This window comes from Embleya sp. NPDC005575 (assembly GCF_040605455.1).
Classification (GTDB): domain Bacteria; phylum Actinomycetota; class Actinomycetes; order Streptomycetales; family Streptomycetaceae; genus Embleya.
In genome coordinates this window covers 12,294-35,084 of the sequence record NZ_JBEXCV010000039.1, presented here as the reverse complement: position 1 = coordinate 35,084, position 22,791 = coordinate 12,294, and the positions used below count along the sequence as shown (strand labels likewise).

Here is a 22,791-nt window from a genome sequence, read left to right as displayed (position 1 = left end):
GCCCGACTCCTCCGTCTGCTACCCGTGCCGCCGTGCCCGGCCCGACTTCCGCCGACCGCCGCCGCGCGCGACGGCCGGCCCACGGCCTGGGTCCTGTCCTGCCGGACGGGACCTAGAGGTTGCCGCGCCGCTCCTGCTCGCGCTCGATCGCCTCGAACAGCGCCTTGAAGTTCCCCTTGCCGAAGCCGAGCGAACCGTGCCGCTCGATCAGCTCGAAGAACACGGTCGGCCGGTCCTGGACGGGCTTGGTGAAGATTTGCAACAGGTAGCCGTCCTCGTCGCGGTCGACCAGGATCTTCAGTTCGCGCAACGTCTCGACGGGTACCCGGGTCTCGCCGGCCCATTCCCCGAGCGTGTCGTAGTAGCTGTCCGGGGTGGACAGGAACTCGACGCCCATCTCGGCCATCGCGCGCACCGAGGCCACGATGTCGCCGGTGGCCAGCGCGATGTGCTGCACGCCCGGGCCGCCGTAGAACTCGAGGTACTCGTCGATCTGCGACTTCTTGCGGCTGATCGCGGGCTCGTTCAGCGGGAACTTCACCCGATGGTTGCCACTGGTGACCACCTTGGACATGAGCGCGGAGTATTCGGTGGCGATGTCGTCGCCGACGAACTCCTTCATGTTGGTGAAACCCATGACGCGGTTGTAGAAGGAGACCCACTCGTCCATGCGGCCCAACTCGACGTTGCCCACGCAGTGGTCGATGGCCTGGAAGTAGCGCTTGGGGTGCTCGGCCGGCTTGGCGCGGAACAGCGGCTCGGCGGCGACGAAGCCGGGCAGGAACGGGCCCTTGTAGCCGGACCGGTCCACCAGCGTGTGTCGGGTCTCGCCGTAGGTGGCCAGCACCGCGGTACGCACCGTGCCGTGCTCGTCGGTGTCGTCGTGCGGCTCGACCAGCACGGTCGCGCCGTTCTCCCGCGCGAAGGCGATCGCCTTGTCGACGTCGGGGACCTCGATGGCGATGTCGGAGACGCCGTCGCCGTGGGCGGCGGTCGCGACGCCGACCTCGGTGCCGGCGTGGACCTCGCCGGTGATGCGGAAACGTGCCTTGCCGGACACGAGCACGTACTCGGCGACGTCGCGGCACCCGGTCTCGGGCCCGCGGTAGGCGACGCAGGTCATCCCGAACGCCGTCGAATAGTAGTGCGCGGCCTGCTTGGCGTTGCCGACGAAGAAACGAACATGGTCCATCGCGACGACCGGGAACGGGTCCCCCGCCGGGTCGTGCTCGACGGCGCCGACGAGGGCGTCGGTGTCCTCAAGGGTGGTGAAGGTGCTCATGACGCGCGATCCCCTCGGAAAGGAACGGATGCCGGAAGTACACTTCCGAATGCAACATCTGACAACATCAAGCCCGGGAGCTATACAGATTGCCTAGGTGAGGCGGCCATATGCGGGACGATCTTCAGGATTCGCGCAGCACGCTCGACGAATTGGACGTGCGTCTCATCCGAGCGGGCCGCCAGCACCCGCGGGCGGGCATGTTGGAGCTGTCCCGGGTGATCGGGGTCTCCCGCGCCACGGTCCAGGCCCGCCTGGAGCGCATGGAGGCCGCCGGAGTGATCACCGGCTACGGCCCGGAGGTCGATCTGGTCGCCGCCGGATACCCGGTTCTGGCCTTCGTCACACTGGAGATCGCCCAGGGCGGCCTGTCCGGCGTGGCCGCCGCACTGAGCGCGGTCCCCCAGGTGCTGGAGGCGTACGGCACCACCGGCACCGGCGACGTGCACTGTCGGATCGCCGCCACCTCGAACCAGGATCTGCAACAGATCCTGATCGACATCAACCGCATCCCCGAGGTGGTCCGCTCCACGAGCGTGATCGTCCTGTCCGAGGTCGTCCCGATGCGCACCCTCCCCCTCCTCGAAGCCCAAAAACGCCCCCGCCCCACCCGCGTCCCGGCTTTGCGCGAGCACCCGGCGTAGCGCCCGGCGATACGGCCTCGGTCCACTTCGTCCCTCGGTAGCCTTGATCTCGGCACCCGTGCGCGCACGGCATCGCTCGACTCGGATCGGAGAGGAGGCCGCCGACGTGGCGGTCTCTTCGCCGCGGAGCTCTCGGTTCCGGGTTTCGGTTGGCGGTCGGTGCAGACCACCGACCTCAACATGTTCGAGGTCGGCGACGGCGACCCTCCGGCGCCGTTCGGGTTCGAGTTCGATACGGCCGAGTGGGATCCCTGGGACGGCTGATCGCCTGCTCCGGACCGGACGTCCGTCCACCGTGTCGGGGCGAATGCCTGTGTTCGAGACGCACCGCGCGCCCCCGCTGCACGACAAACGTGGGCGAGCCCGGGAGAATGCCGGGGGTGATGGTTGGTGATGAGGTGGATCGGGACGTGACGATGTCGGTGTCGGGGCAGCAGGGTTCGGAGCAGGTCGTGCGGCAGGATGTGCATCGGCGGATCGCCGAGGAGCTCGGGGTTCGGGAGGGGCAGGTCAGGGCCGCGGTCGAGTTGCTCGACGGTGGGGCGACCGTGCCGTTCATCGCCCGGTACCGCAAGGAGGTCACCGGGACCCTGGACGACACGCAGCTGCGCAACCTGGAGGAGCGCCTGCGCTACCTGCGGGAGTTGGAGGAGCGCCGCACGGCCGTGCTCGCCGCGATCGAGGCGCAGGGCAAGTTGGACGACCCCCTGCGGGCGCAGATCCTGGCGGCCGACTCCAAGGCCCGACTGGAGGACATCTACCTCCCGTACAAGACGAAGCGGCGGACCAAGGCGCAGATCGCCCGCGAGGCCGGCCTGGAACCGCTCGCGCTCGACCTGCTGGGCGACCCCTCGCGCGACCCGGTCGCCGCGGCCGAGGCGTTCGTCGACGCGGACAAGGGCGTCGCCGACGCCCAGGCGGCACTGGACGGCGCGCGCTCGATCCTGGTCGAGAGGTTCGCCGAGGACGCCGACCTGATCGGCGCGCTGCGCGAGAAGATGTGGACGCGCGGACGGGTCGTCGCCAAGGTGCGCGAAGGCAAGGAGGAGGCGGGCGCCAAGTTCGCCGACTACTTCGATTTCGCCGAGCCGTTCACCCGGCTCCCCTCGCACCGGATCCTGGCCATGTTCCGCGGCGAGAAGGAGGACGTTCTCGACCTCACCCTCGCGCCCTCGACGGACGAGGAGGTCGACGGCCCGACCGAGTACGAGCGCTCGATCGCGCACACGTTCGGCGTCGTCAACCGCGACCGTCCGGCCGACAAGTGGCTCGCGGACACCGTGCGCTGGGCCTGGCGTACCCGGATCCTGGTGCACCTGGGCATCGACCTGCGCGGTCGGCTGCGGCAGGAGGCCGAGGACGAGGCGGTCCGGGTGTTCGCGGCCAACCTGCGCGACCTGCTGCTCGCGGCGCCGGCCGGCACCCGCGCCACCATGGGTCTGGACCCGGGCCTGCGTACCGGGGTCAAGGTCGCGGTCACCGACGACACCGGCAAGGTGGTCGCCACCGAGACGATCTACCCGCACGAGCCGCGTCGCCGGTGGGACGAGTCGATCGCCACACTCGCGAAGCTGGCCGCCGCACACCGGGTGGACCTGATCGCGATCGGCAACGGTACCGCCTCGCGCGAGACCGACAAGCTGGCCGCCGAACTGATCGCCAAGCACCCCGAGTTGGGCCTGACCAAGGTGATGGTTTCCGAGGCGGGCGCGTCGGTGTACAGCGCCTCGGCGTTCGCCTCGCAGGAACTCCCGGACCTGGACGTGTCGTTGCGCGGTGCGGTCTCCATCGCTCGCCGACTCCAGGACCCGCTGGCCGAGTTGGTCAAGATCGACCCGAAGTCGATCGGCGTCGGCCAGTACCAGCACGACCTGTCCGAACTGAAGTTGTCCCGGTCGCTGGACGCGGTGGTCGAGGACTGCGTGAACGCGGTCGGCGTGGACGTCAACACGGCGTCCGCGCCGCTGCTCACCCGGGTGTCCGGGATCGGCGCGACGCTGGCCGAGAACATCGTGCAACACCGGGACGCCAACGGCCCGTTCAAGACCAGGCGCGACCTGAAGAACGTCGCGCGGCTGGGTCCGAAGGCGTTCGAGCAGGCTGCGGGCTTCCTGCGGATCCCGGCCGGTGACGACCCGCTGGACTCGTCCTCCGTGCACCCGGAGGCGTACCCGGTGGTGCGCAAGATCGCCGCGGCGGCGGGCGGTGACGTGCGGACCCTGATCGGCGCGGCGCCCAGGCTGCGCGCGCTGGACCCGAAGGCGTTCACCGACGAGAAGTTCGGCCTGCCGACGGTGACCGACATCCTGCGCGAGTTGGAGAAGCCGGGCCGCGACCCGCGACCGGCGTTCAAGACGGCGACCTTCAAGGAGGGCGTCGAGAAGTTGTCCGACCTGCAACCCGGGATGCTCCTGGAGGGTGTGGTCACCAACGTGGCCGCATTCGGCGCGTTCGTGGACGTCGGCGTGCACCAGGACGGCCTCGTGCACGTCTCGGCCATGTCGAAGACGTTCGTGAGCGACCCGCACGACGTGGTCAAGTCGGGCGATGTGGTCCGGGTCAAGGTGCTCGACGTGGACATCCCGCGCAAGCGGATCTCGCTGACGCTGCGCCTGGAGGACGAGGCGGAGCAGCGCGGGCCACGTGCGGATCGCGGGGACCGCGCCGACCGGGGCCCACGTGAGCGCGGGCCGCGCGAGGGCCGACCGCAGGGCGACGGGCGGCGGGGCGAAGGGCGGTCGGGAGACGGCCGCCAGGGTGGTGCGCGCCAGGGCGGCAACGGCGCTGCGGGTGGCGGGGGTCAGGGACGACGGGCCGCCACGCCGCCGAAGCAGACCCGCGGTCCGCAGGGGCCGGCCGGGGGCGGCGGCGCGATCGCGGACGCGCTGCGACGGGCCGGGTTGGTGGAGTGAGGTCGGTGGTTGCTGCGATCGCGTGAGAGCCGGGCTCACGAAGCCGGACAGGGCGGGCGCGGGTGCGGGTGCGGGTGCACCGGGCGGAGGCGAGGTCTACGCCACGATCCGCCCGGTGCGGTGCGGTGCGGTGCGTGTGATGTGGCCGGGTCGGTGGCGGCGTGCTGGTGTGTCGCGTCTGCTGTGGGCCGGTCGGTACAGCCCGGTCGGGGCAGCGCGAACGGTTGGCGCGAACGGCGGCCCGCGCCGCGCCGCCGGCGTGACCCGGGTTGCCCGGCGGCGCGGCCGATGTGGACCCGACCGGCACAGCGCGGACATCGGCCCCCGACGTAACGGGGTCACCCAGTGAGCGCGCGTGGCCGGTGCGGGGGGTCTGGTCGGTGCGGCGCGGTCGGTACGGCCCGGTCGGTACGGCGCCGGCGGCGGTCCCGTCGACGTGACCCGGGCCGCCCGGCGAGCACACGGGGCGAGCGCGGCCAATGTGGCGCGGCGTCGGCCCGGCCACCAACGTGGCCCGGGTCCCCGGGCGGGCGCGAGCGCGGGGCGGCCCGGGCCGAACGCCGGAACGAGGCCCCGTCAACCCGCCTGGGCCCTCGGCGCCAGCGCCCTCAGTACCGCGGTGTGGGTGACGCCGTACTCCGCGAGCAGGTCCGCGACCACCCCCGGCCGGGCCGTCAGCGCGAGCAGGATGTGCTCGTCGCCGATGTGCCGCTGACCGCGCGCGACCGACTCGCGCAGCGACTGTTCCAGCACCTTCTTGGCGCCCGGCGTGAACGGTACGTGCCCGGTCCGACCGCCGAACGGCCACAGCCGCCGGGTCCGCCGGGCCGGCGCCAACGCGCCCTCGCCGTGTGTCTGTTCGACGCGCGCGACGATCTCGCCCACGTCGATCCCCAGGTCCGCGAGCGCGGCCTCGTCGGCATGCGAGATGCCGCCGCGGCGCCGGGCTCGGGCCAACCCGCGTTCGATCTCGTCGCGGCTCGCCACGAACCCGATCGTGGCCAGCGCGACCGAGGTCCGCGTACCCTCCGCGTCCAGCAGCGCCGCAAGCATGTGTCCCTCCTCCACGCAGGCGTCCCCGGCCCGCCGCGACTGCTCGATGGACCCGTACACGACGCCTCGGGCACTGTCCGTGAACCTCTCGAACATCAGTTCCTCCCGTGCTTCTTGTGCACTGCCTGCCGGCTCACCCCGAGCTCCGCAGCAATCTCCTGCCACGACCAGCCCTGCACGCGCGCACTGCGCACCTGCACGGCCTCGAGCTGTTCGAGCAGCCGGCGCAGCGCGGCCACGGCCCGTAGGCCCACCCGTGGATCGCGATCCCCCGCACGACTGGCGAGGTCGGTTGCTTCGGTCATGACTGTCAACCTATGTTGACACAGACCGTCTGTCAACCGTGATTGACAAGCATTCGGACCACCACGTCGCGACCGTCCGACCCGCTACGGTCGCGAACCATGCGAATTCTTGTACTCGGAGGCACCGCATTCGTGGGTCGGGCGATCGTCGAGGACGCGCTGCGCGAGGGCGCCGACGTGACCCTCTTCGGCCGGGGCCGCACCGGCGCCGAGCTCTTCCCGAAAGCGAGCCGACGGATCGGTGATCGCGACACCGGCGACTACACGGCGCTGCGCGAGGGCGAGTGGGACGCGGTGGTCGACGTCAGCGGGTACGTCCCGCGCCACGTCGGACAGGCGATGGCGGTGCTCGGCGACCGGATCGGGCGGTACCTGTTCCTCTCCAGCCACGCGGTGTACGTCCAGTCCGGGATCGGCCCGGACTCGGACGAGGACACCCCTCGGCGCGCACCGGTTCGCGACACCGAGGTGCTCGACAACGACACCTACGGACCATGCAAGGTCGCCTGCGAGGACGACGTGCTCGCCCGGTACGGCGACCGCGCGACGATCGTGCGGCCGGGCAAGGTGGCCGGGCCGCACGACGTGCAGGACACCTTCACGTACTGGTCCCGCCGGGCCGCGCGCGGCGGGCGGGTGGCGCTGCCGGGTCGGCCCGAACAGCCGATCCAGGTGGTCGACTCGCGCGACCTGGCCCGCCTGGTCACCCGCCTGCTGATCGACGACCGACCGGGCGCGTTCCACGCGGTGGGCCCGGCCGAACCGACCACACTGGCCAAACTGGTCGGCGTCTGCGCGCAGGTGGCGGGCACCGAGGTGGAGATCGTGCCGGTCTCGCCCGACGCGGTTTCCGGTCCGTTCCCACTGGTCTGCCCCGAGGAGCAATGGCACACCCGCCAACGCAGCGCCGCCCGAGCCCGAGCCGCCGGAATGCCGACCACACCACTGTCGGCAACCGCGGCCGACGTGCTCGCCTGGGACCGCGCTCGGGGCGAACCGCCCTTGTCCGTCGGGCTGTCGGCGAAGGAGGAGGCCCGGTTGATCAAGGAGGCGTGAGCCGCGCTTCCGCGGCTGAGGCATGCACCGCCCCTCTCCGGCCGAGGCGTGCACCGCGCTTCCGTGGCCGTGGACGGGAACGGGCCGACCCGGCACCGGGGGTTCCCTCCGGTACCGGGTCGGCCGCAGGCGTCCCGCGCCGATCAGTCCCGCTCGACCCACTCCGGCGCGACCATCCCGCCGCCGCCGTACGCGGGCAGTCGCAGCTTCGCGCCGTCCTTCGCGATCTGCGTCCACGGCCGGTTGAGGCCCGCCGTGCCGAACCGGCGTACCCGCGTAACCGCGTCCAGGTCGAGCGCGTCCACCAACACCTCCTCACCGCCGCCCGCCTGTTGCCGAACCATCCCCTCGGGGTCGACGATCAGGCTCTCCCCCACTCCGGCCGGGTCGGCGATGTTCAGGTTGACCACGTACACCTGGTTGCTGAACGCGTTGGCCCGCGCGCAGACCCGCTCCATCTCCCGGTCGCGCGTGGTGGTGAGTACCGGTTGCAGGATCACCTCGGCCCCCATCCACGCCAACTGCCGCACCGTTTCCGGGAACGAGCCGTCGTAGCAGATCGCCAGCCCGATCCGGCCCACGTCCGGGATGTCGAACACCTCGAAGCAGTGGCCTGGTTCGGCGTCCTCGTAGGGCTGCCAGGTGAAGACCTTGCGATACGTGGCGACCACCTCGCCGGCCGGCGAGACCGCGATCGCGGTGTTGAAGATCCGTTCGTCCTCGGCACGTTCGAAGAACGAGCCCGGCACCAGCCACAGACCGGTCTCCCGGGCCAGGTCCCGGACCCGACGCACGGTCGGCCCGTCGATCGGCTCGGCGGTGTCGGTCATCCAGGACGCGGGCGTGTCCCACATCGACCCGGGCGCGGCGAGCAACAGCTCGGGCGCGAGCACGAGTTGCACGTGGGGGAAGAGCTTCCGCACGGTGCGTACCTGCTCGGCGAAGCGGGTCCACGTCGCGTCGACGTCGAGGGGCACGGCCGTGGTCTGGATCGCGGCGATGTTCAGGATGCGCATGGAATTCCCTGGTGCTGTAAGAGAAGGGTCATCGGCAGTGGGCGGTCGGTTCGCGGATCGGGCGGCGCGCCGACTGCCTCGTGAAGCGGACCGTGGGACGGGCTGCGAGTCGAATCCTCGGCGTGGGGGCGCCGCGTCGGGCTCAGCCCGCGAGCACGTCGTCGGTCACCGTCACCCGGGCGACCTCCGCCCGGCCGTGCGCGAAGAAGCGCCGGGCCCTGGGCCGATAGGCGAGCATCACCACCACACCGAGCAGAATCGAGCCGATCCCGAGCAGGAACACCCCGCCCACCCCGAACACCGAGGTGTGCCCATAGTCCGGCTGCCACATGTCGTACGCGCTGCGCCCGAACGCGGCGAGCATCATCGTCGCCCCGATCAGCGGCAGTATCCCCTTGAAGAGCAGGTCGCGCGGTCCCTCGCGCAGGTCGCGCCGGAAGTACCAGACACAGGCGTAGCCGGTGATCGCGTAATAGAACGCGATCAGCAGACCGACCGAGCCGATCGCGTCGCCGAGGAAGTCGCCGGACAGCGCGGACAGCACCACCAGCGCGAGCGCGGCGGCCGTACCGAAGAAAGCGGTGCCGAATCCGGGCGTCGCGTACCGAGGGTGGATCCGGCCGAACCGCGCCGGCGCGGCCCCGTGCGCCGCCATCGACAACGTGCCGCGCGACGTGGAAACGCCGCAGGTGAGCAGCGCGGCGATGGCCGAGATCGCCACGGACAGCTTCAGTACGGCGGCGAGACCGGAGCCGACCAGGCCCGGCGCGAGCGTCGCGACCACGTCGGCCGCGTTGTCCTCGTTGCCCAGCCCCAGCGCATCGGAGCCGACGCCGGCGTACGAGATCGCGGCGTACGCCGTGAACAGGTAGGTCGCGAGCAGTACGACGGTGGAGATGACGGCGGCCCTGCCGGGCGTGTTCGCGCTGTCCTTGGTCTCCTCGTTGACCGTGATCAGCGCGTCCCAGCCCCAGTAGATGTACAGGCACAGCAGTACCGCCTGCGCGAACACACCCCAACCGTCGAACCCGAGCGGATTGAGCCAGGACAACGTCGGCGACAACGCGCCGGCCGCCTCGCCGTGCTGCGCGAACGCCGCGATGCCGAAGGTGAGCAGCGCCGCCAGTTGCAGGCCGAGCAGGAAGTACTGGATGCCCGCGGCGATCGAGATGCCGCGATAGGCGATCACGGTGACCAGGGCCAGGATCAGTACGCCGGTGCCGGCCACCGCCCACGTGTCGTCGGTGAACGCGTCCAGTCCGATCACGTCGAGCAGGTAGGCCGAGGCGACCTGAGCGAGTGCGGTCATCGCGATCACCGTGCAGACCTGCACGACCCAGCCGCCGGACAGCCAGCCCAGGTACGGACTGAACGCACGGGTCCCCCACACGAACGTCGTGCCGCAGTCCGGCATCGATCGATTGAGCTCACGGAAGGCGAACGCGGTGAGCAGGATCGGCACGAAGCCGACCAGCAGGGCGGCGGGCGCGAGGTCTCCGGCGACCAGCGTCACGAAGCCGAGGGTGACGGCGAAGCTGTAGGCGGGCGCGACCGACGCCAGGCCGAGCGCGACGGTGCCGAGCAGGCCGACCGATCCGGACCGCAGACCCTTGTCCGAGGCTTCCGGCGCAGCGGGTGCTCCCGGGGATTCGGCCGCTCCGGATGCTTCGGGCGCTTGGGCCGTGCTCATGCGTACTCCAGGGTGCCGGGGCGGGGGTGGGACAAAGGTGGAACAGCGGCGGGACGGAGCCCGAGAGGCGCGTCACGAGGGGTGTCACAAGGACAGGAGTTCTTTGAACGCACATTCAAATAACTCACATCCACCTGGTCAAGACCCGTTTCCCGTACCGGCGCAGCACCCTCCGTGATAATCTGAAGGACCTTCAAAGAATCTTCAAGGAACGCCAAGGAACCCGCACTCCCACGACAGGGCAGAATCCACCCCATGGCCAGACGCAAGGACCAGGAGGGCCGCCGGGCCCAGATCGCCGCAGCCACCGAACGCGCCGTCCTCAATCGAGGCCTCGCCGACCTCCGCCTACGCGACATCGCCGACGAGGCCGGCCTGACCTCGGGCGCGGTCCTTTACTACTACGAAGCGGTCGAGGACCTCCTCCAGGAGACCTACCGCAACGCCATCGACCGCTTCTGCCACCAGCGCGAACAGGCCGTGGAGCAACTCACCGATGCCCGCGACCGCCTGCGCACGGTCATCTCCACCGGCGTCGCCACCGGCCCCGAGGACACCCTCCCCCACCTGCTCTTCGAGTTCTGGCCGATGAGCCTGCGCGACTCCCGAGTGGCCGCCCTGGACAACACCCTCACCGAACGCCAGATCGCGGTCTACTACGGCGTCTTCGTCCTCGGCGAGGCCCAGGGCCACTTCCGCCTGACCGACAGCGCCCGCCTCCTCGCGGAAAACTTCGTCGCCCTTGAGGACGGCCGCCAGATGGACGTCCTCTCCGGCCGCCTCACCCGCCCCCAGGTCCTCCGAGCCCTCCACAGTCAAGCCAAGTCGGTGACCGGCTGCGACCTGACTCACCCGGAACCCAGGTAAGCCCCCACCTGGATCTTTGATATGGTTCTCCACGTCGCCGCACGAAACACCAGCGGAGACCACCCGGTCCGGGTGGCGGAATTGGCAGACGCGCTAGCTTGAGGTGCTAGTGCCCGAAAGGGCTTGGGGGTTCAAGTCCCCCCTCGGACACAGAGGGCCGTTCTTGAGACGGCCTGATTTGAATTGACGAATCCCGTTTCGACCGTTGAGGTCGGGCGGGATTTCGGCATTTCGGGGCGTATTCGTGCTGGTGTGCGGTGTCGGGTGGTGGTCGGTGGGGTCTCGCGGTGCGTGTCCTGGTGATGCGCGCATGCGGAAGCGCCCCACGACCCGGGGTGGTCGTGGTGGCGCTCGGATCGTGCCGTGGGGTTGGTCGTTCGGGTGGCTATTCGAGGGCGGCCGGCGGCGGCCGGGTGGTGCGGCCGAGATCGAGGGTCGTTGCGTGGTCCGCCTCGACCGGGCTCCGGTGCGTGTCGTCGGTGTCGGGCAGGGGTTCGCCGGTGTTCTGTTCGACCCAGGTGTCGAGAATGGCCAGGTTGGCGATCATGAGGATCACGGCGACGGCCAGGTGGTGGCCGACGCGTCCGCGCATCGGGCGCCTGAGTGCGTCACCGATGTTGAAGTGTTGTCCCTTCAGCCGCCCGTTGAGCCCTTCGGTATGGCTTCGGGCAGCTTTGTATGCGGCCAGCCAGGAGACCCCGAGGTAGGGCAGGTCCTGGCGATACTTCGGCAGGGCCTCGTCCGCGTGGACGGTCATGGTCGTCTGCCGGCAGATCGTCGGCAGGTGGTCGGGCGGTGGCGGGTCGAGCCGTTCCGCGTCGGTGATCGGGACCGTGGGCCTGGCCGCCGGGTGCGCGCGTCGGGATCGGGTGTCGGTGAGGTCGATCGGGGTGGTGGGACGCGGCCCCGGGGTGCCTTTCGGCGGGTGGAGACGGTCGCGCCGGGAGCAGTTGACGCTGGGCGAGGGGCCGGCGGCCGGGCACTGGTAGCGGATGGAACCACGCTCGTCGGGGCCTTGTTTGCGGTGCAGCCAGTAGGGATCGCGGGCGGCGACTGCGGCGTCGAGTTCCTCGCCGCGGACCCGGACTTGGTCGTCGTCGAGACCCGTGGTCACCGTCTGCAGGGGTTCGGGCATGCACGGACAGGCCAGAACCCCGTCGACGAGCGGGGATCCGCGGTGGCTGCCCTGGCGTCCTCGTTCGGCGACTTTGTAGTCCAGGGCCAGGAGGTGGCCCATGCGTCGGGCGGGGATCTGGAACTCGGTGTCGTGTTGTCCGGTGTAGGCCCGGTCGACCGCGATCAGGTCGGTGGGCGGGTCGAGTTGGGCCAGGTCCTCCAGCCGGGCCACCGCGTTCGCGCCGACGCGCCGGCTCGGCGAGTCGAGGGTGAACCCCAGACACAACTGCGGGTAGGGGACCGAGGTTCGGCGCCCCCGGTGCGCGGCCACGATCAGGTGGGCGCTGTAGCCGAAAACCCCGTCGTCGGATCCTCCGCTGAAGTGCCACCCCGCTGTGACCTCGACCGAGCCGAGCCCGCTGCGCATGCCCGCGGGCCGGGACATCACCGGGATCGAGGTGGCGTCGATGCCGAGCGTTCCGTGCCATCCGCGCAGGTGACCGCGTCGCCGCGCGAGACGGACGGGGGTGAGGACGAGCCGGTTGAACAGGGCGCGAAGACGTTCGACCGCGGCGGCGTGCTCGGGCGCGTCCCACACCGCCGCGACCGCGTCGGCCTCGTGGCGGGGAAGCCTGCGGCGGCGGTCGCACCGCGCCGGGTCGAGCGCGGTGGTGATCCGGTCCACGGCCCGGTAGAGCCGGCGACTGCTCGCGATCCGGGCGTGGGCGTCCGCGGGTGGGTGCGTGGGCAGGCCGAGCCAGGTCCTGGCGGTGGGCGAGAGTCGAAAGTGCAGGATCCACCAGGCGTCCGCGACCGCAGCCCGGCCGGTGTGGTGCGCGGCGAGCATCAGCGCGACCAGCGCTGTGCGCGGTGGGATGCCGCGCGGGCCGGGGCGTCCCGCCAGCAGCGCGTCGAGTTCGGCGACGACGCCGGAGGCGTTGAGCAGGGTGAGGAACTGCCCGACCTTGGAGTCCGCGATCCGGCTCGGGTCCGGGCGTCGTCCCGGTCGCAGCCGCGACGCGCGGGCCGGGTCCCGTTGTGGGCGCATCACGGGCGATGCCCACGCAACAGAGCCAGTGCCTCGGTCTCGCCCAGTTCGGGGACGAAGCGGTGGTAGGCGGCCAACGCGGCCGGCGAGGCCATCCCGGCGGCTTCCGCGATCACCGCGTGGTCGATGCGGTCGGTGAGGAGATCGACGATCCACGTCGCTCGCAGTCGGCGGGTGGACAGACGCGGCAGACGCCGGTCGGTGCGGGTTCGCGTGCACCAGTTACCGATCAGGTTCCGCGAGGCCGCCGTCGTGCGCCCCGGCCGGAAGAGGGGCAACGGACCCGCCTCGGCCACGAGTTCGGCCAACTCGTCCTCCCAGTCGGCCCGGCAGGCGAGCGGTCGTCCCCGCCCGGGCGGGTCGAACACGACCGCCCCGTTGCCGGTCACCCGAAAGTCGGTGCCCCGGGCGGCGACGATCTCCCCCGGAGCGAGGCCGCATCCGGCGCCCAGCGCGAGGAGCCCGAGTGCGTCCGCTCGCCTTTGGCCGGGCAACAACCGTGCCCAGCAGCGGAGTTCACTCATCTCGCCGATGTCGTAGGGGGCGATTCGGGGTGTGGGGACGGCCATCCTCACCGGTGGCGCCTCGCCCCGCCGGACCCAGACCAGGGCATCGCGCAACCGCCGCAGCATCGAGCGGTAGGTCACCGCCGAGCGAGGGCTTCGGCTCGCGCAACCGGCCAGGACGAACGCGTCGATGGTCTCGGTGCGCAACCACAGGTCCGGCTCCGGCGGGATTCCGCCGGCGTCGGCCCACGACGCCAACCGGGCGAGGGCGTGCATCGCCTGGCGGGCCTGATCGGGCGTCGCCGGTCGGGCGGCGGCCACCACCGCCCGCACCTGTGGGCCCACCCTCACCCACACGTGCGCGGGCATGCGGGGTCGATAGCCGGCGATTCGCCGTGAGACCTCCTCGCCGAGCGTCATGGCGAAAGTAAAGGTGCTAGTCAACCGGCCGGACCAGGGATCGGTCGCCACAACCACACGAAGGAGTGCAACCACATGGTCGGAGGTGTGACGCGGCAACGAAGCCCTCTCGAGCTGGCCCGCGATCCCGAATCCTGGCCCGAAGCCGACATCACCGACATCGCCGCGGCCGTGGTCCAAACCATCGCCCGGCGTCTGCGTACCCTCATGGGACAACGGGACCTGAGCCTGCGTCAGACCGCGATCGGCTCGGGCGTGAACCGGCAGACGATCGCCAACCTCCTCGCCGGGGCCGCGTGGCCCGACGTCGCCACGGTCTCCCGACTCGAGGCGTTCCTGGGGGTCGCGTTGTATCCGTCGTTCACGGCAAAAGCGCATGTCGCGCATGAGGACCGGCCTTCCCGTCCCCGTTCCGTATCGGATCCGGGGACGACGAATTAGGCCACGCGACCCACGAGACGAGCCGAATTGCCCTAGTCTCGGGAATGCGTGAACCCATAGATGGGACCACGTCACCGGCGCCGGCGGGACCCTTAATCCCGTCGGCGCCTCTCCTGTCTCCCCTCATCCCGACGAGGGGCATCGAATATCACTTCACGCCACCCCCCCGAAGTGGATTGGCCATACGGAACAGGCCGGGCTCGACCTCCACGAGCTTGCCCTGCGTAGCCAGCCTCTTCGCCGTGACGCGGGTCGTCTCCACCTTCTTGCGGTGCGTCGGCCGGCCCAGGGCCTCGGTGATCTCACGCGCCCGCATCGGCCTGCCTGACGTCGCCAACACCCGCAGCACCGCCTGCGCCAACTGCCCGGATTTCAGCCCCGTTCCCGTGGGACGACCATTCCTGCGTTCCGCGGGCACGCCCCGAGAAGCGGGACCGGGACCCCGTGGTTCTTCGTCGTCGCAGGTGGTGGGGTGGTGATCGGGCTCCGGGGGGTCGGGCGTCCGGCTCCCCGCCTTGAACTCGGCGAGCATGTCGTTCAGATGCCGCAGGCTCGCCTCCGCCTGCACCAACCTCTCGTCCAGGGCGGCGACTTCCGCCAGCAGGCGATCCCGGGATGTCCTCATGTCGGCGACCCGGGCGGCGTGAAAGTCCATGAACTCCCGGAGTTCGCCCGACCACGCGTCCCATTCGGGTACCTGGTCCTCTTCGAGCATGCGACCCTCCGAACCGTGTCGACGTCCCTCAATATCGTAGAGACACGCAGACGCCCCTTGCAGCCGAACCGCAAACAATGGAAAAGGGGTACCCATTTCATGGGGGCACCGCATCGGATATCCGTTCGAGAAATCTCGCGAGCGGTGACGTCCGTTCGATCCGAAGAACGTTCCCAATACCCCTCGCGCCCATTCTCGGAGCGATTCGTTCTTCGGCAACTCCCTTATCAGGAAGGTGAACTCCCGGAGATCACGTGGCACCGAACCCGCCTGCGGGCCAACCGCAGTGCAGGCTCGGGAGTCAGGGTTCGAACACTCGGGTCACGCAGTCCTGCGGGCGCTCCGGGATCCGTTGCGGCGGTCGACGGCGTTCGCCGGAGCACGCTGCGGACCCCGGAGCACCAGCACGGCTCCGGCGACCGGGTCGATGCCGTTCGGCTCACACAGCTCAGGGACAACCCACCACAGCCGGGTGTGACTGAACCCGGCACAATGCCCTGGTGACCGTCTTCACCTGCACGAACTGCGAACACCGTCTCACCAACGATCTTCGTGAAGCACAGGCTGCCCCGCCCGGCGATGTCCTCTTCGACCACCGCATCGCCGACCCGGCGGTGGCGCAGGGCACCTATGCGATCAACCACGACGCCACCCGGTTCATCCTGCATCCCGACGACGTGCCGGGTACCGCCCTGCACCCCGACTCCGGGCGTAGCGTCGGATGCTGCGGGCTCGACGGGCAGGACGGCCCCAACCTCGTCTGCTCACGCTGCGGTACCGACGTCGCCACCAAGCAATCGGACTGCTGGACCGACAACCTGATAGCGCTGATAGCCGTCACAGTTGTCGGCAGCACAGAACCGGCCTGAGCCCGTCGACCCCTGGCACTCCCTCAGCACGTTCGCGGGAACGATCACCTCTACCACGGGAATTCGCGTGCACGTTCGATACTTCGCTGCGGATCACACCAACTCGGGCCCCAAGCCAACCGACCCCCTCGGCTTGCCTCTTGGCCTCGGATCGGGAAGACGCACCACCTGTACGGTTCTTTGCCATGACGGCAGTTCAGTATCCGAGGGTGGTAGACGTCTTCCCGAAGCTCGCCGCCGAGATCGTCGAGCTGTTGCTCGCCGATGGCGATGACGCCCTGGCCGACGTAGTCGGCGACCTGCGGTATTTCGGACCATGTACGTGCTCGCCGACGTGTACCAACCTGCTGACTGCACCGGTGGGTTCGTCTTGCTCCTTCATGGCTCAGCTGGAACGTGACGGAGAGGTCGTGATCTGGCTGAGCCTGGATCCCACCACGACGACCATCACCCACATCGAAGTCCTCGACGGCCGCGATCTGGGTCCCGCTGCCCGACGGCCGGATTAGCCACAACCACCACTTTCCCGGTTCGCCGGACATGCAGTCGGCCCGCCCGCAAACCAGTCGCGGCGGAGGCCCGGGCATCGGGCCTCAAACACCCGGGTCACGCAATCGCGCGGGCGCTCCCGAATCCGTGCGCCGGTCAACGCCGTTCGCTGGGACACGCTGCGGTACCCGGAGCATCGGCACGATCGTGGGGCGGGAAGATGGTCACGCGACCGAGGTGTGCCTTACGCATTGGGGATCTGCCATCACGACCGACAATCGGATCCGACCCGGACCGGCTTTGCACCGGCACGGCGGCGCATCCGCACGGCAGTCGCGAAGCGCCGCCCAGGGCAGACCGGGTGTAGTCACGAGCCCGGGGCGAGTGAGCGCAAGAGCCAGTCGGTACGAGCGGAACGGTTTTTCGGTGATGGACTCGACGACATTTCGAATGCAAGGCCCGGGCAACTACGTCCGCCTGGCGGACCTCTTGCCCTCGATCCCGGACAACGACTGGGTCTGGAGCATCCTGGAATGCGACGGAACGGGAATCATGCCCAACGGTATGAGCATCGACGCATTCGAGGAAATGGTCCACGCGAGCCCGACGGGCTTCGTCCTGCACTGGCCCGAACTGAAGACATTCGCCACGAGCCTCGAGTCGAATCACTTCCTTCTCGTCGTCGCGGTGCGGTCGGCTGAGCAACTCGTTGCCGCCGAACTCGACGTCGACGACTTCTCCCACTGCCTGGTGGTGCTCGAGGCATTCGACAGCACGTCTTGGACGGTGGCCGCACAACCCGGAGCAGCCAACGAGCACGACATCGTGGAAGCAGTCCGAGCGCGATACTCCCGATCGACATCGACTCTCCGCGAGGGCGATGCGAGTGAGGCATGAAGCAGCCCGGAGGGTTCGGTCGGCAAGCAGCTGCGACACGACAGGCCTTCGTTGACTCGACGGGAAACGATCATTCGCCGCGCGGGAAATCGAACGCGCATGCGGCCACTCGTTCCAGGTCACACCCAACTCGTGAACGCCCCACAGAGGGGCCGTTCTTGAGATGGCCTGAGATGAATTGACGAGATCCCGTTTCGACCGTTGAGGTCGGGCGGAATTTCGGCTTTTGGTGGCTTTGTCCACGAGAACGGACAGCAGATGTTCACTACTTCGGGTTCTGCCTCAGGTTCTGTGGAGCAATCACGTTCGGTAACGATCGAGACAGCTCATGCGCTGTCTCTCCGGTGGGTTTCTGCGTTGAGAAAGGCCTGTGCTGCAGCGATGACATCGCCCCGGACGTTCCCTTGATTCTGGGCCTGATCGTCGAGTGGCTCGATCATCATCGCCAGATCGACGATCGGCTGCAGGATGTCGGGGTAGTCGAGTTCGGCCGCGACTTCGAGACGGATGAGCTTGGCTCCGCATAGCGGATCAAGGTCTCGCTCCAGGATCCGTCGGGCCCACCACAGGGCCACGATCCATCGCGCCTCGGCAAGATCCTCCGGCATCAGCGGCAGCAGACCCAGTTCCTCCAGCACGCGCTCGAACAGCTCGGGCGCTTCGTGGTACTCGTTGCGCCCGAGCCCGGCCAGGAGCGCAAGCGAGGGGGCCTCGACGTCGGCCAGAAGAGCGTCCAGGCCCAATTGGACAAGTCGTTCGTCCGAGGGACGCTGCCAAGGCGCCAGAACTCGGTCTGCGGCCGCCATGCGGATCAAACCGATCGCCACCACTGCGTCCATGCCGTGCATCGCCTCCGTCCTCGCTTCTTCCCGTGGACGAAGTCCTACCATCAGGAGCCGGGCCGTTGATCAGGTGGCGAGCAATACGCGCTTGCGTAGCAGGGTGAATCCGGCGCGGCCGAACATCTGGCGCTTGAGCATCTTGATGCGGTTGACGTGTCCTTCGACGACGCCGGAATTCCAGGGCAGGGTCAAGCCGGCGATGACCGCGTCGCGGTCACGGTCGATGCCCGCGGCGAGGGTGTGGAGGGCGGGAAGGTCGTCTTGGCGGACTGCGTCGAGCCAGTCCGGGAGTTGTTCGCCTCGGCGTTCGGTGAGCATTCGCGCGAAGGATCGGACGTGGCCGGTGAGGGCGTTGATTTCCGGGCAGTTGGCCAGAACGGCTTTGAGCCGGAGGTGTTCGGCCTCGTCGAGGGAGTCGGGGTGGCGGAGGATCCATCCGGCAACCGTGCGAGGAGAGGGTGGAGTTGTGGCCGGCGAATCGGGCGAGAGGCGCTTCGCGCGGAAGTACGCGCGGACTCGCTGGTAGCTGCCTCGGTAGCCGAGCGGCACGATTTCCTCCCAGAGCTTCCACGCGTTGGTGCATCCCTGGTTCCAGCGGTCGTCCAGGTAGGGCTTGTAGGCGTCGAGCACGGACGGACGGCCCTGCCACTGCCCCCGGAAGAGGTCTTCCGGAACGGCCGCGTCGGCGAGGCGCTTCACGGTGCGACTGGTCATCCGCAGTTGTCTCTCGACCGCGCGGCGGCTGTTGCCGGCGGCCAACAGCGCGTGGACCTTGGCGTGGTTGGCCCGAGTCCGGTCGGCGAACCGGTGGCCGGTGGGCCACGGCGAGCCCGACGGATCGACTTCGACCGACCCGGGTTCCGGACCGGTGCGGGGCACGTCCGGGACCAGGACACGAAGGCATCCGCGGTGGTCCGCGACGCTTCGTTCGGTGGCCTGGCCGAGGTTGTTCCACAGGTGCCATCGATCGGCCACCTGGACGGCCTGGGGTGCGCCGGCAGTGGCGCCCTCGGCGAAGAACGGGGCGCGGTCTCGACATACGACCTCGATCCCCGGCCGTTCGGTCAGCCAGGCGGCCAGGCTCGCCGCCTCCCGGTCGGGAAGCATGTCGATCGGCCGGCGCGTCTCGACCTCGACCAGCACGGTGCCGTAGAACCGGCCTTTGCGTGTTGCGTACTCGTCGACGCCGACCACGCGCGGGGCGGGAACGACCGGCTCGGGCAGGGCCTCGACCAACCGCAGGATCGTGCTGCGGCTCACCGAAACCCCCCGGACGCGAGCCAGACGGGAGCCGGCCCGCCCGGCGAGCGCGAGTCCGACCTCGGCCAACGTGTGACGCAGGCGCTCAGTCCGTTGGCCGTGGCGCCGGGTCAGCATCGGTATCTGCTCGACGAACGTCTTCCGAGCGCACGACTCGCCGCGGCAGACGAACCGGCGAACGCGGAGGCGCAGCACCAACCGCCGCCCTCCGCACGGCATATCGGCGGGAAACCGCAGGTAGGAACCGTGAACACGGTTCGACCAGGTTCCGCATGCGGGACAGGAGGCACCGGCCGTCGTGCACCGGGCCTCGACTCGCACGGCCTCGTTGTCCGCGTCGATCGACAACACCGCGACGTTCACGATCGACGGAAACAGCAGCTCCGCAGGTCGAAGCAAGATCTCATCCACGACACCGAACTGTCAGCCATACCAACCCGACCACAGGCCAATTTCGGGCAACTTCCCCACGGCCCAGACGACCCACGGTCGTGACTCAGTGTGTGCCGTCCACAAAACTTGGGCCAGAACCCTACTTCGGGAGGCACCACTGCCTGGTGTTGTTCGATTTCGGCGGTTCCGGAGAGTGAGTACCCGGCGCCCCGCGTCGGTCGGTTAGAAGAGACCGGCGCGCATGTGGTGTGTGAGGTTTTCGAGGATCTCGCGAAGCCACGGGCTGCGGACGGCCGGCAACCGGACCAGCGTGTGCCGGAAGGTTCCCGGGTCGGCCCGGAACGGGTGATGGGGGCGCGGCGCGGGCGGGTCGTCGCGGAGAACACCGTCGGGCATGGTTCCCGACGCGGGGAGGTGGAGGTGTGGCTCGGGGAAGGCCATCCACATCCACACCCCGAACGGCAGCGGAACCGGGTATGCCGATGCGCACGGGCGGGCCGGGCTCCAGGGTTGCCCCGTCTGCGGGTGGGTCGGCACGAGGATTACTTCGGCGTCCGTGTCGGGGGCGGGCAGCCCCGGTCCGGCCAGGACGGCGCGCAGCGCCGGCCGGGCCGCGGGCAGCAAGGCGTCGAGGGCACGTTGGAACACCTCCGCGATCAGGCCGTGCGGGACAGTCACCGGTCGGCCGTCCGAGGCTGCCAACAGGTGGGCCAGCGCCCGTCCCGCTGCCGCCTCCCACTGCGGGCTCCACGACCACCAGTGGTCCAGGCCGAGCAGCGAGCCCCATCGGGTGATCGGCTCGATCGGGGGTGTGCCTTTCCCCTCCACCAAAAGTTCGGCCCAGGAGAGCGGTGCGGTGTCGGCGTTGCCGACGGCGAGGCGGTGCACGGCGTCCGGCGCGAGCCAGACCGCCTGCCAGAGTGAGCAGTCGTCGATCCGGTTCGCCACGGGCAGGCCGCACGCCTCGCAGGCCATGTTGGGGCCGTCACCCCAGTCGAGGCCACAGCAGTAGCCGCCGCCTTTCTCCGGGATGAGCACGGTGCCGCGGGAATCCCCGGGCGCGATGACGACGGTGCCGGGTGCGGCGGCGGACAAGGCGTGGACCGGAGCGTGGATGCCGCGGGCCGCTGCCTCGTCCGGATCGATGTCCTCCCACATCCGCCACGGCGGCCCCCAGGGCTCCCGTTCCACGGCGAACGTGCCCGACTCCATGAGCACCGGGAGCTGAATCCCGTTCCCGTACTTCTGATGGGCGTGGACGGGCAGCGCGACCTGGGACAGCGGGATGGTCAGCCCGGCGCCACACCCGGCACACACGAAGACGAACAAATGTCCTCCGCCAGAGAAACAGGGGGCATCATCGCAACTCCGCGGTGGACCGGCCAACATGTTTTTCATTCGTCGCGCGGGACCGTGCACCGCCACGGTGTGTAGCGTCACCGTTCGAGCCCTCGATGTGCCAGGTGCCTCCCGAAGTGGCGAACATCCGCTGCTTGTTCTCGTGAACAAAGCCAAACTGCCGTATACGCCTGGGGAGACGGCATGTTCAGGGCTCGGCCATGTCGCGATCAGCCTGCGGAAGCGGCTGGTTCAGCGACGTATCGTGAGCATATTCGGGCCGAGACGCCCGGACGGTCATGCGAACGGAGAACGGCAAGGTGGCAACACATCAGGCTCGATTGGGTTACATCCGGGAGAGCGTGGCCGAGTTCCGCGAGGGGAAGACCTCCCTCCGTCGGCTCGTCGACGACATCGAGTACACCGTGCAATCCCTGGACCCGGGACCGGTACGTGACGACCTGCATCCACTGGCCGGAACGCTGGAAACGATCTACGCGGTCGCGCTCGACCGTGGGGAACTCGACGACCTCCCCACGACCACGGTCACGACGCTCAACGAGGTGATATCCACGATCGCCTCCCTCGTCGAGCCCGAGCCGAGCTCGTAGTCACGCACACAGGGGCGCGGTCGATCCTTGACGCCGCGCCCTGTGGGAAACAATCATTCGGCTCACGGGAAACCGGACGAATCTTCGACTCGTCCCCGGCGGCGGACTGGGGTCCGGAACTTCTGGGGCGTTGGCCGGTGTAGGCGCGGTCGGCCGCGCAGACTCCTGTGGGCAGGCCGAGTTCGGCCAGGTCGTCCAGCAGGGCGATCGCGTTCGCGGGCGACTCCCATGCCGCGGCGACGCGGTCGGCTTCGGCCGCGAGCAGTCGGCGGCGTCGGTCACGGCGAGCCGGGTCCAGGACGGTGGTGATCCGGTCGAACGTGCGGTGGACGCGGCGGCGCGGGTGAGGGACCCGGCGCAGGTGGCGACCCTCTCGTCCGGGTGGATCTCGCTGTAGGCGAGGCGGGTGTGGTCGTCGACGGCGGAGTGCACGTAGTCAAAGCCGACGCCGGTCTTCGTCCGGCGGGATCCTTCCCGGCCGAGGGCCTTGTGGCCGCCGCCGTCGGGGATCCGGCCGAGCTTCTTGACGTCGACGTGCACCAGGTCGCGGAGCGGGGTGTTCGTAGCGGCGGATCACCCGGCCCGTGGGCCGATCCATCCACGCCGGGCGGTGCAGGCCGTGCCGGACCAGGATCCGGTGCACGGTCGAGGCGGGCAAGCCCAGGATCGGGCCGATGCGGGCCGGGCCGAGCTTGCGCTCGGCCCGGAGCCGGCACACCGCCGCTTCCACCGCGGCTGCGGTCCGGTGCGGTGTCGTGCGCGGTCGTGAGGAGCGGTCGAGCAGGCCGGGTTCGCCAGTGGGTGCGCCGGCGGCGCACCCACTGGTGCGGTCGTACGCGAGACGCCCATCTCGGCGGCGACGTGCGCAACCGGACGGCCGACGCGACCCGTTCGACCAGGATCCGGCGTCCAAACACGGTCAGCCGGGCGTTTACGGTGGGACATGAAGACCTCCGATGGGGCAGTCCCAGACAGCTCCACCACATCGGAGGTCTTCGTCATGATCAAGACCAGACGAGCG

21 protein-coding genes, 1 tRNA gene and 1 pseudogene are annotated in these 22,791 nt (G+C 69.6%); 11 read left to right on the top strand and 12 right to left on the bottom strand.

The window, feature by feature from the left end; genetic code table 11:
• Positions 1–112: 112 nt before the first annotated feature.
• The gene (gene hppD, locus ABZS54_RS16005) at positions 113–1,192 is read right to left on the bottom strand and encodes a 4-hydroxyphenylpyruvate dioxygenase (RefSeq protein ID WP_355535300.1); all 1,080 of its coding nucleotides are present in this window, start codon (positions 1,190–1,192) and stop codon (positions 113–115) included.
• 200 nt (positions 1,193–1,392) lie between these two features.
• Here hppD and ABZS54_RS16000 point away from each other — a divergent pair, with 200 nt between their 5' ends.
• Together ABZS54_RS16000 and ABZS54_RS15995 are read left to right on the top strand one after the other, a co-directional pair.
• Positions 1,393–1,926, top strand: a complete 534-nt coding sequence (locus ABZS54_RS16000) for an Lrp/AsnC family transcriptional regulator (RefSeq protein WP_355535235.1) — start codon at positions 1,393–1,395, stop codon at positions 1,924–1,926.
• A gap of 416 nt (positions 1,927–2,342) precedes the next feature.
• Positions 2,343–4,838 (top strand): Tex family protein, encoded by a 2,496-nt coding sequence (locus ABZS54_RS15995; RefSeq protein WP_355535297.1) that lies wholly within the window; start codon positions 2,343–2,345, stop codon positions 4,836–4,838.
• 576 nt (positions 4,839–5,414) lie between these two features.
• Here ABZS54_RS15995 and ABZS54_RS15990 read toward each other — a convergent pair.
• Positions 5,415–5,987, bottom strand: coding sequence for a Clp protease N-terminal domain-containing protein (locus ABZS54_RS15990; protein ID WP_355535232.1), 573 nt, complete (start codon positions 5,985–5,987; stop codon positions 5,415–5,417).
• Positions 5,987–6,196 carry a helix-turn-helix domain-containing protein gene (locus tag ABZS54_RS15985; protein WP_026218136.1) on the bottom strand — a complete coding sequence of 70 codons (210 nt, stop codon included), beginning with the start codon at positions 6,194–6,196 and terminating at the stop codon, positions 5,987–5,989. Before ABZS54_RS15985 ends, ABZS54_RS15990 begins: the two co-directional genes overlap by 1 nt.
• Before the next feature lie 99 nt (positions 6,197–6,295).
• Here ABZS54_RS15985 and ABZS54_RS15980 point away from each other — a divergent pair, with 99 nt between their 5' ends.
• Entirely contained in the window at positions 6,296–7,252 is a 957-nt protein-coding gene (locus ABZS54_RS15980) for an NAD-dependent epimerase/dehydratase family protein (protein ID WP_355535229.1), read from the top strand.
• A 143-nt stretch (positions 7,253–7,395) separates the two neighbouring features.
• Here ABZS54_RS15980 and ABZS54_RS15975 read toward each other — a convergent pair whose 3' ends face one another.
• Positions 7,396–8,268 (bottom strand): carbon-nitrogen hydrolase family protein, encoded by an 873-nt coding sequence (locus ABZS54_RS15975; protein WP_355535226.1) that lies wholly within the window; start codon positions 8,266–8,268, stop codon positions 7,396–7,398.
• Positions 8,269–8,410: 142 nt separating this feature from the next.
• The gene (locus ABZS54_RS15970) at positions 8,411–9,958 is read right to left on the bottom strand and encodes an APC family permease (RefSeq protein WP_355535223.1); all 1,548 of its coding nucleotides are present in this window, start codon (positions 9,956–9,958) and stop codon (positions 8,411–8,413) included.
• A 255-nt stretch (positions 9,959–10,213) separates the two neighbouring features.
• Here ABZS54_RS15970 and ABZS54_RS15965 point away from each other — a divergent pair, with 255 nt between their 5' ends.
• Both ABZS54_RS15965 and ABZS54_RS15960 read left to right on the top strand, forming a co-directional pair.
• The gene (locus tag ABZS54_RS15965) at positions 10,214–10,825 is read left to right on the top strand and encodes a TetR family transcriptional regulator (RefSeq protein WP_355535220.1); all 612 of its coding nucleotides are present in this window, start codon (positions 10,214–10,216) and stop codon (positions 10,823–10,825) included.
• Positions 10,826–10,891: 66 nt separating this feature from the next.
• Positions 10,892–10,975 (top strand) — tRNA-Leu (locus ABZS54_RS15960).
• 235 nt (positions 10,976–11,210) lie between these two features.
• On the opposite strand, the gene ABZS54_RS15955 is transcribed toward ABZS54_RS15960, so the two are convergent.
• The gene (locus ABZS54_RS15955; RefSeq protein ID WP_355535217.1) at positions 11,211–12,989 is read right to left on the bottom strand and encodes a hypothetical protein; all 1,779 of its coding nucleotides are present in this window, start codon (positions 12,987–12,989) and stop codon (positions 11,211–11,213) included.
• A complete protein-coding gene (locus ABZS54_RS15950; protein WP_355535214.1) occupies positions 12,989–13,915 on the bottom strand; it encodes a hypothetical protein in 927 nt (308 codons plus the stop codon). Before ABZS54_RS15950 ends, ABZS54_RS15955 begins: the two co-directional genes overlap by 1 nt.
• A gap of 75 nt (positions 13,916–13,990) precedes the next feature.
• On the opposite strand from ABZS54_RS15950, the gene ABZS54_RS15945 reads away from it, so the two are divergent.
• Positions 13,991–14,356, top strand: coding sequence for a helix-turn-helix transcriptional regulator (locus ABZS54_RS15945; protein ID WP_355535211.1), 366 nt, complete (start codon positions 13,991–13,993; stop codon positions 14,354–14,356).
• A gap of 148 nt (positions 14,357–14,504) precedes the next feature.
• Here ABZS54_RS15945 and ABZS54_RS15940 read toward each other — a convergent pair whose 3' ends face one another.
• A complete protein-coding gene (locus ABZS54_RS15940; RefSeq protein ID WP_355535208.1) occupies positions 14,505–15,071 on the bottom strand; it encodes a hypothetical protein in 567 nt (188 codons plus the stop codon).
• A 500-nt stretch (positions 15,072–15,571) separates the two neighbouring features.
• Between ABZS54_RS15940 and ABZS54_RS15935 the strand changes: the two genes are divergently transcribed.
• From ABZS54_RS15935 to ABZS54_RS15925, 3 genes are all read left to right on the top strand, one after another.
• Positions 15,572–15,940, top strand: coding sequence for a hypothetical protein (locus tag ABZS54_RS15935; protein ID WP_355535205.1), 369 nt, complete (start codon positions 15,572–15,574; stop codon positions 15,938–15,940).
• Positions 15,941–16,125: 185 nt separating this feature from the next.
• Positions 16,126–16,449, top strand: a complete 324-nt coding sequence (locus tag ABZS54_RS15930; RefSeq protein WP_355535202.1) for a hypothetical protein — start codon at positions 16,126–16,128, stop codon at positions 16,447–16,449.
• 406 nt (positions 16,450–16,855) lie between these two features.
• Positions 16,856–17,326 carry a hypothetical protein gene (locus ABZS54_RS15925; RefSeq protein ID WP_355535199.1) on the top strand — a complete coding sequence of 157 codons (471 nt, stop codon included), beginning with the start codon at positions 16,856–16,858 and terminating at the stop codon, positions 17,324–17,326.
• A 326-nt stretch (positions 17,327–17,652) separates the two neighbouring features.
• Here ABZS54_RS15925 and ABZS54_RS15920 read toward each other — a convergent pair whose 3' ends face one another.
• From ABZS54_RS15920 to ABZS54_RS15910, 3 genes are all read right to left on the bottom strand, one after another.
• A complete protein-coding gene (locus ABZS54_RS15920) occupies positions 17,653–18,174 on the bottom strand; it encodes a hypothetical protein (protein WP_355535196.1) in 522 nt (173 codons plus the stop codon).
• A gap of 60 nt (positions 18,175–18,234) precedes the next feature.
• Complete coding sequence (locus ABZS54_RS15915) at positions 18,235–19,749, bottom strand: ISL3 family transposase (RefSeq protein WP_355535294.1); 1,515 nt, start codon at positions 19,747–19,749, stop codon at positions 18,235–18,237.
• Positions 19,750–20,043: 294 nt separating this feature from the next.
• The gene (locus tag ABZS54_RS15910; RefSeq protein WP_355535193.1) at positions 20,044–21,150 is read right to left on the bottom strand and encodes a hypothetical protein; all 1,107 of its coding nucleotides are present in this window, start codon (positions 21,148–21,150) and stop codon (positions 20,044–20,046) included.
• A gap of 329 nt (positions 21,151–21,479) precedes the next feature.
• On the opposite strand from ABZS54_RS15910, the gene ABZS54_RS15905 reads away from it, so the two are divergent.
• Together ABZS54_RS15905 and ABZS54_RS15900 are read left to right on the top strand one after the other, a co-directional pair.
• Positions 21,480–21,770: a hypothetical protein gene (locus tag ABZS54_RS15905; protein ID WP_355535190.1), complete on the top strand. Its 291-nt coding sequence runs from the start codon at positions 21,480–21,482 to the stop codon at positions 21,768–21,770.
• Positions 21,771–21,900: 130 nt separating this feature from the next.
• Entirely contained in the window at positions 21,901–22,167 is a 267-nt protein-coding gene (locus ABZS54_RS15900) for a hypothetical protein (RefSeq protein ID WP_355535303.1), read from the top strand.
• Here ABZS54_RS15900 and ABZS54_RS15895 read toward each other — a convergent pair.
• A pseudogene (locus ABZS54_RS15895) lies at positions 22,140–22,756 on the bottom strand (leucine zipper domain-containing protein); the annotation flags it as partial. The gene ABZS54_RS15900 and the pseudogene ABZS54_RS15895 overlap by 28 nt on opposite strands.
• Positions 22,757–22,791 lie beyond the last annotated feature (35 nt).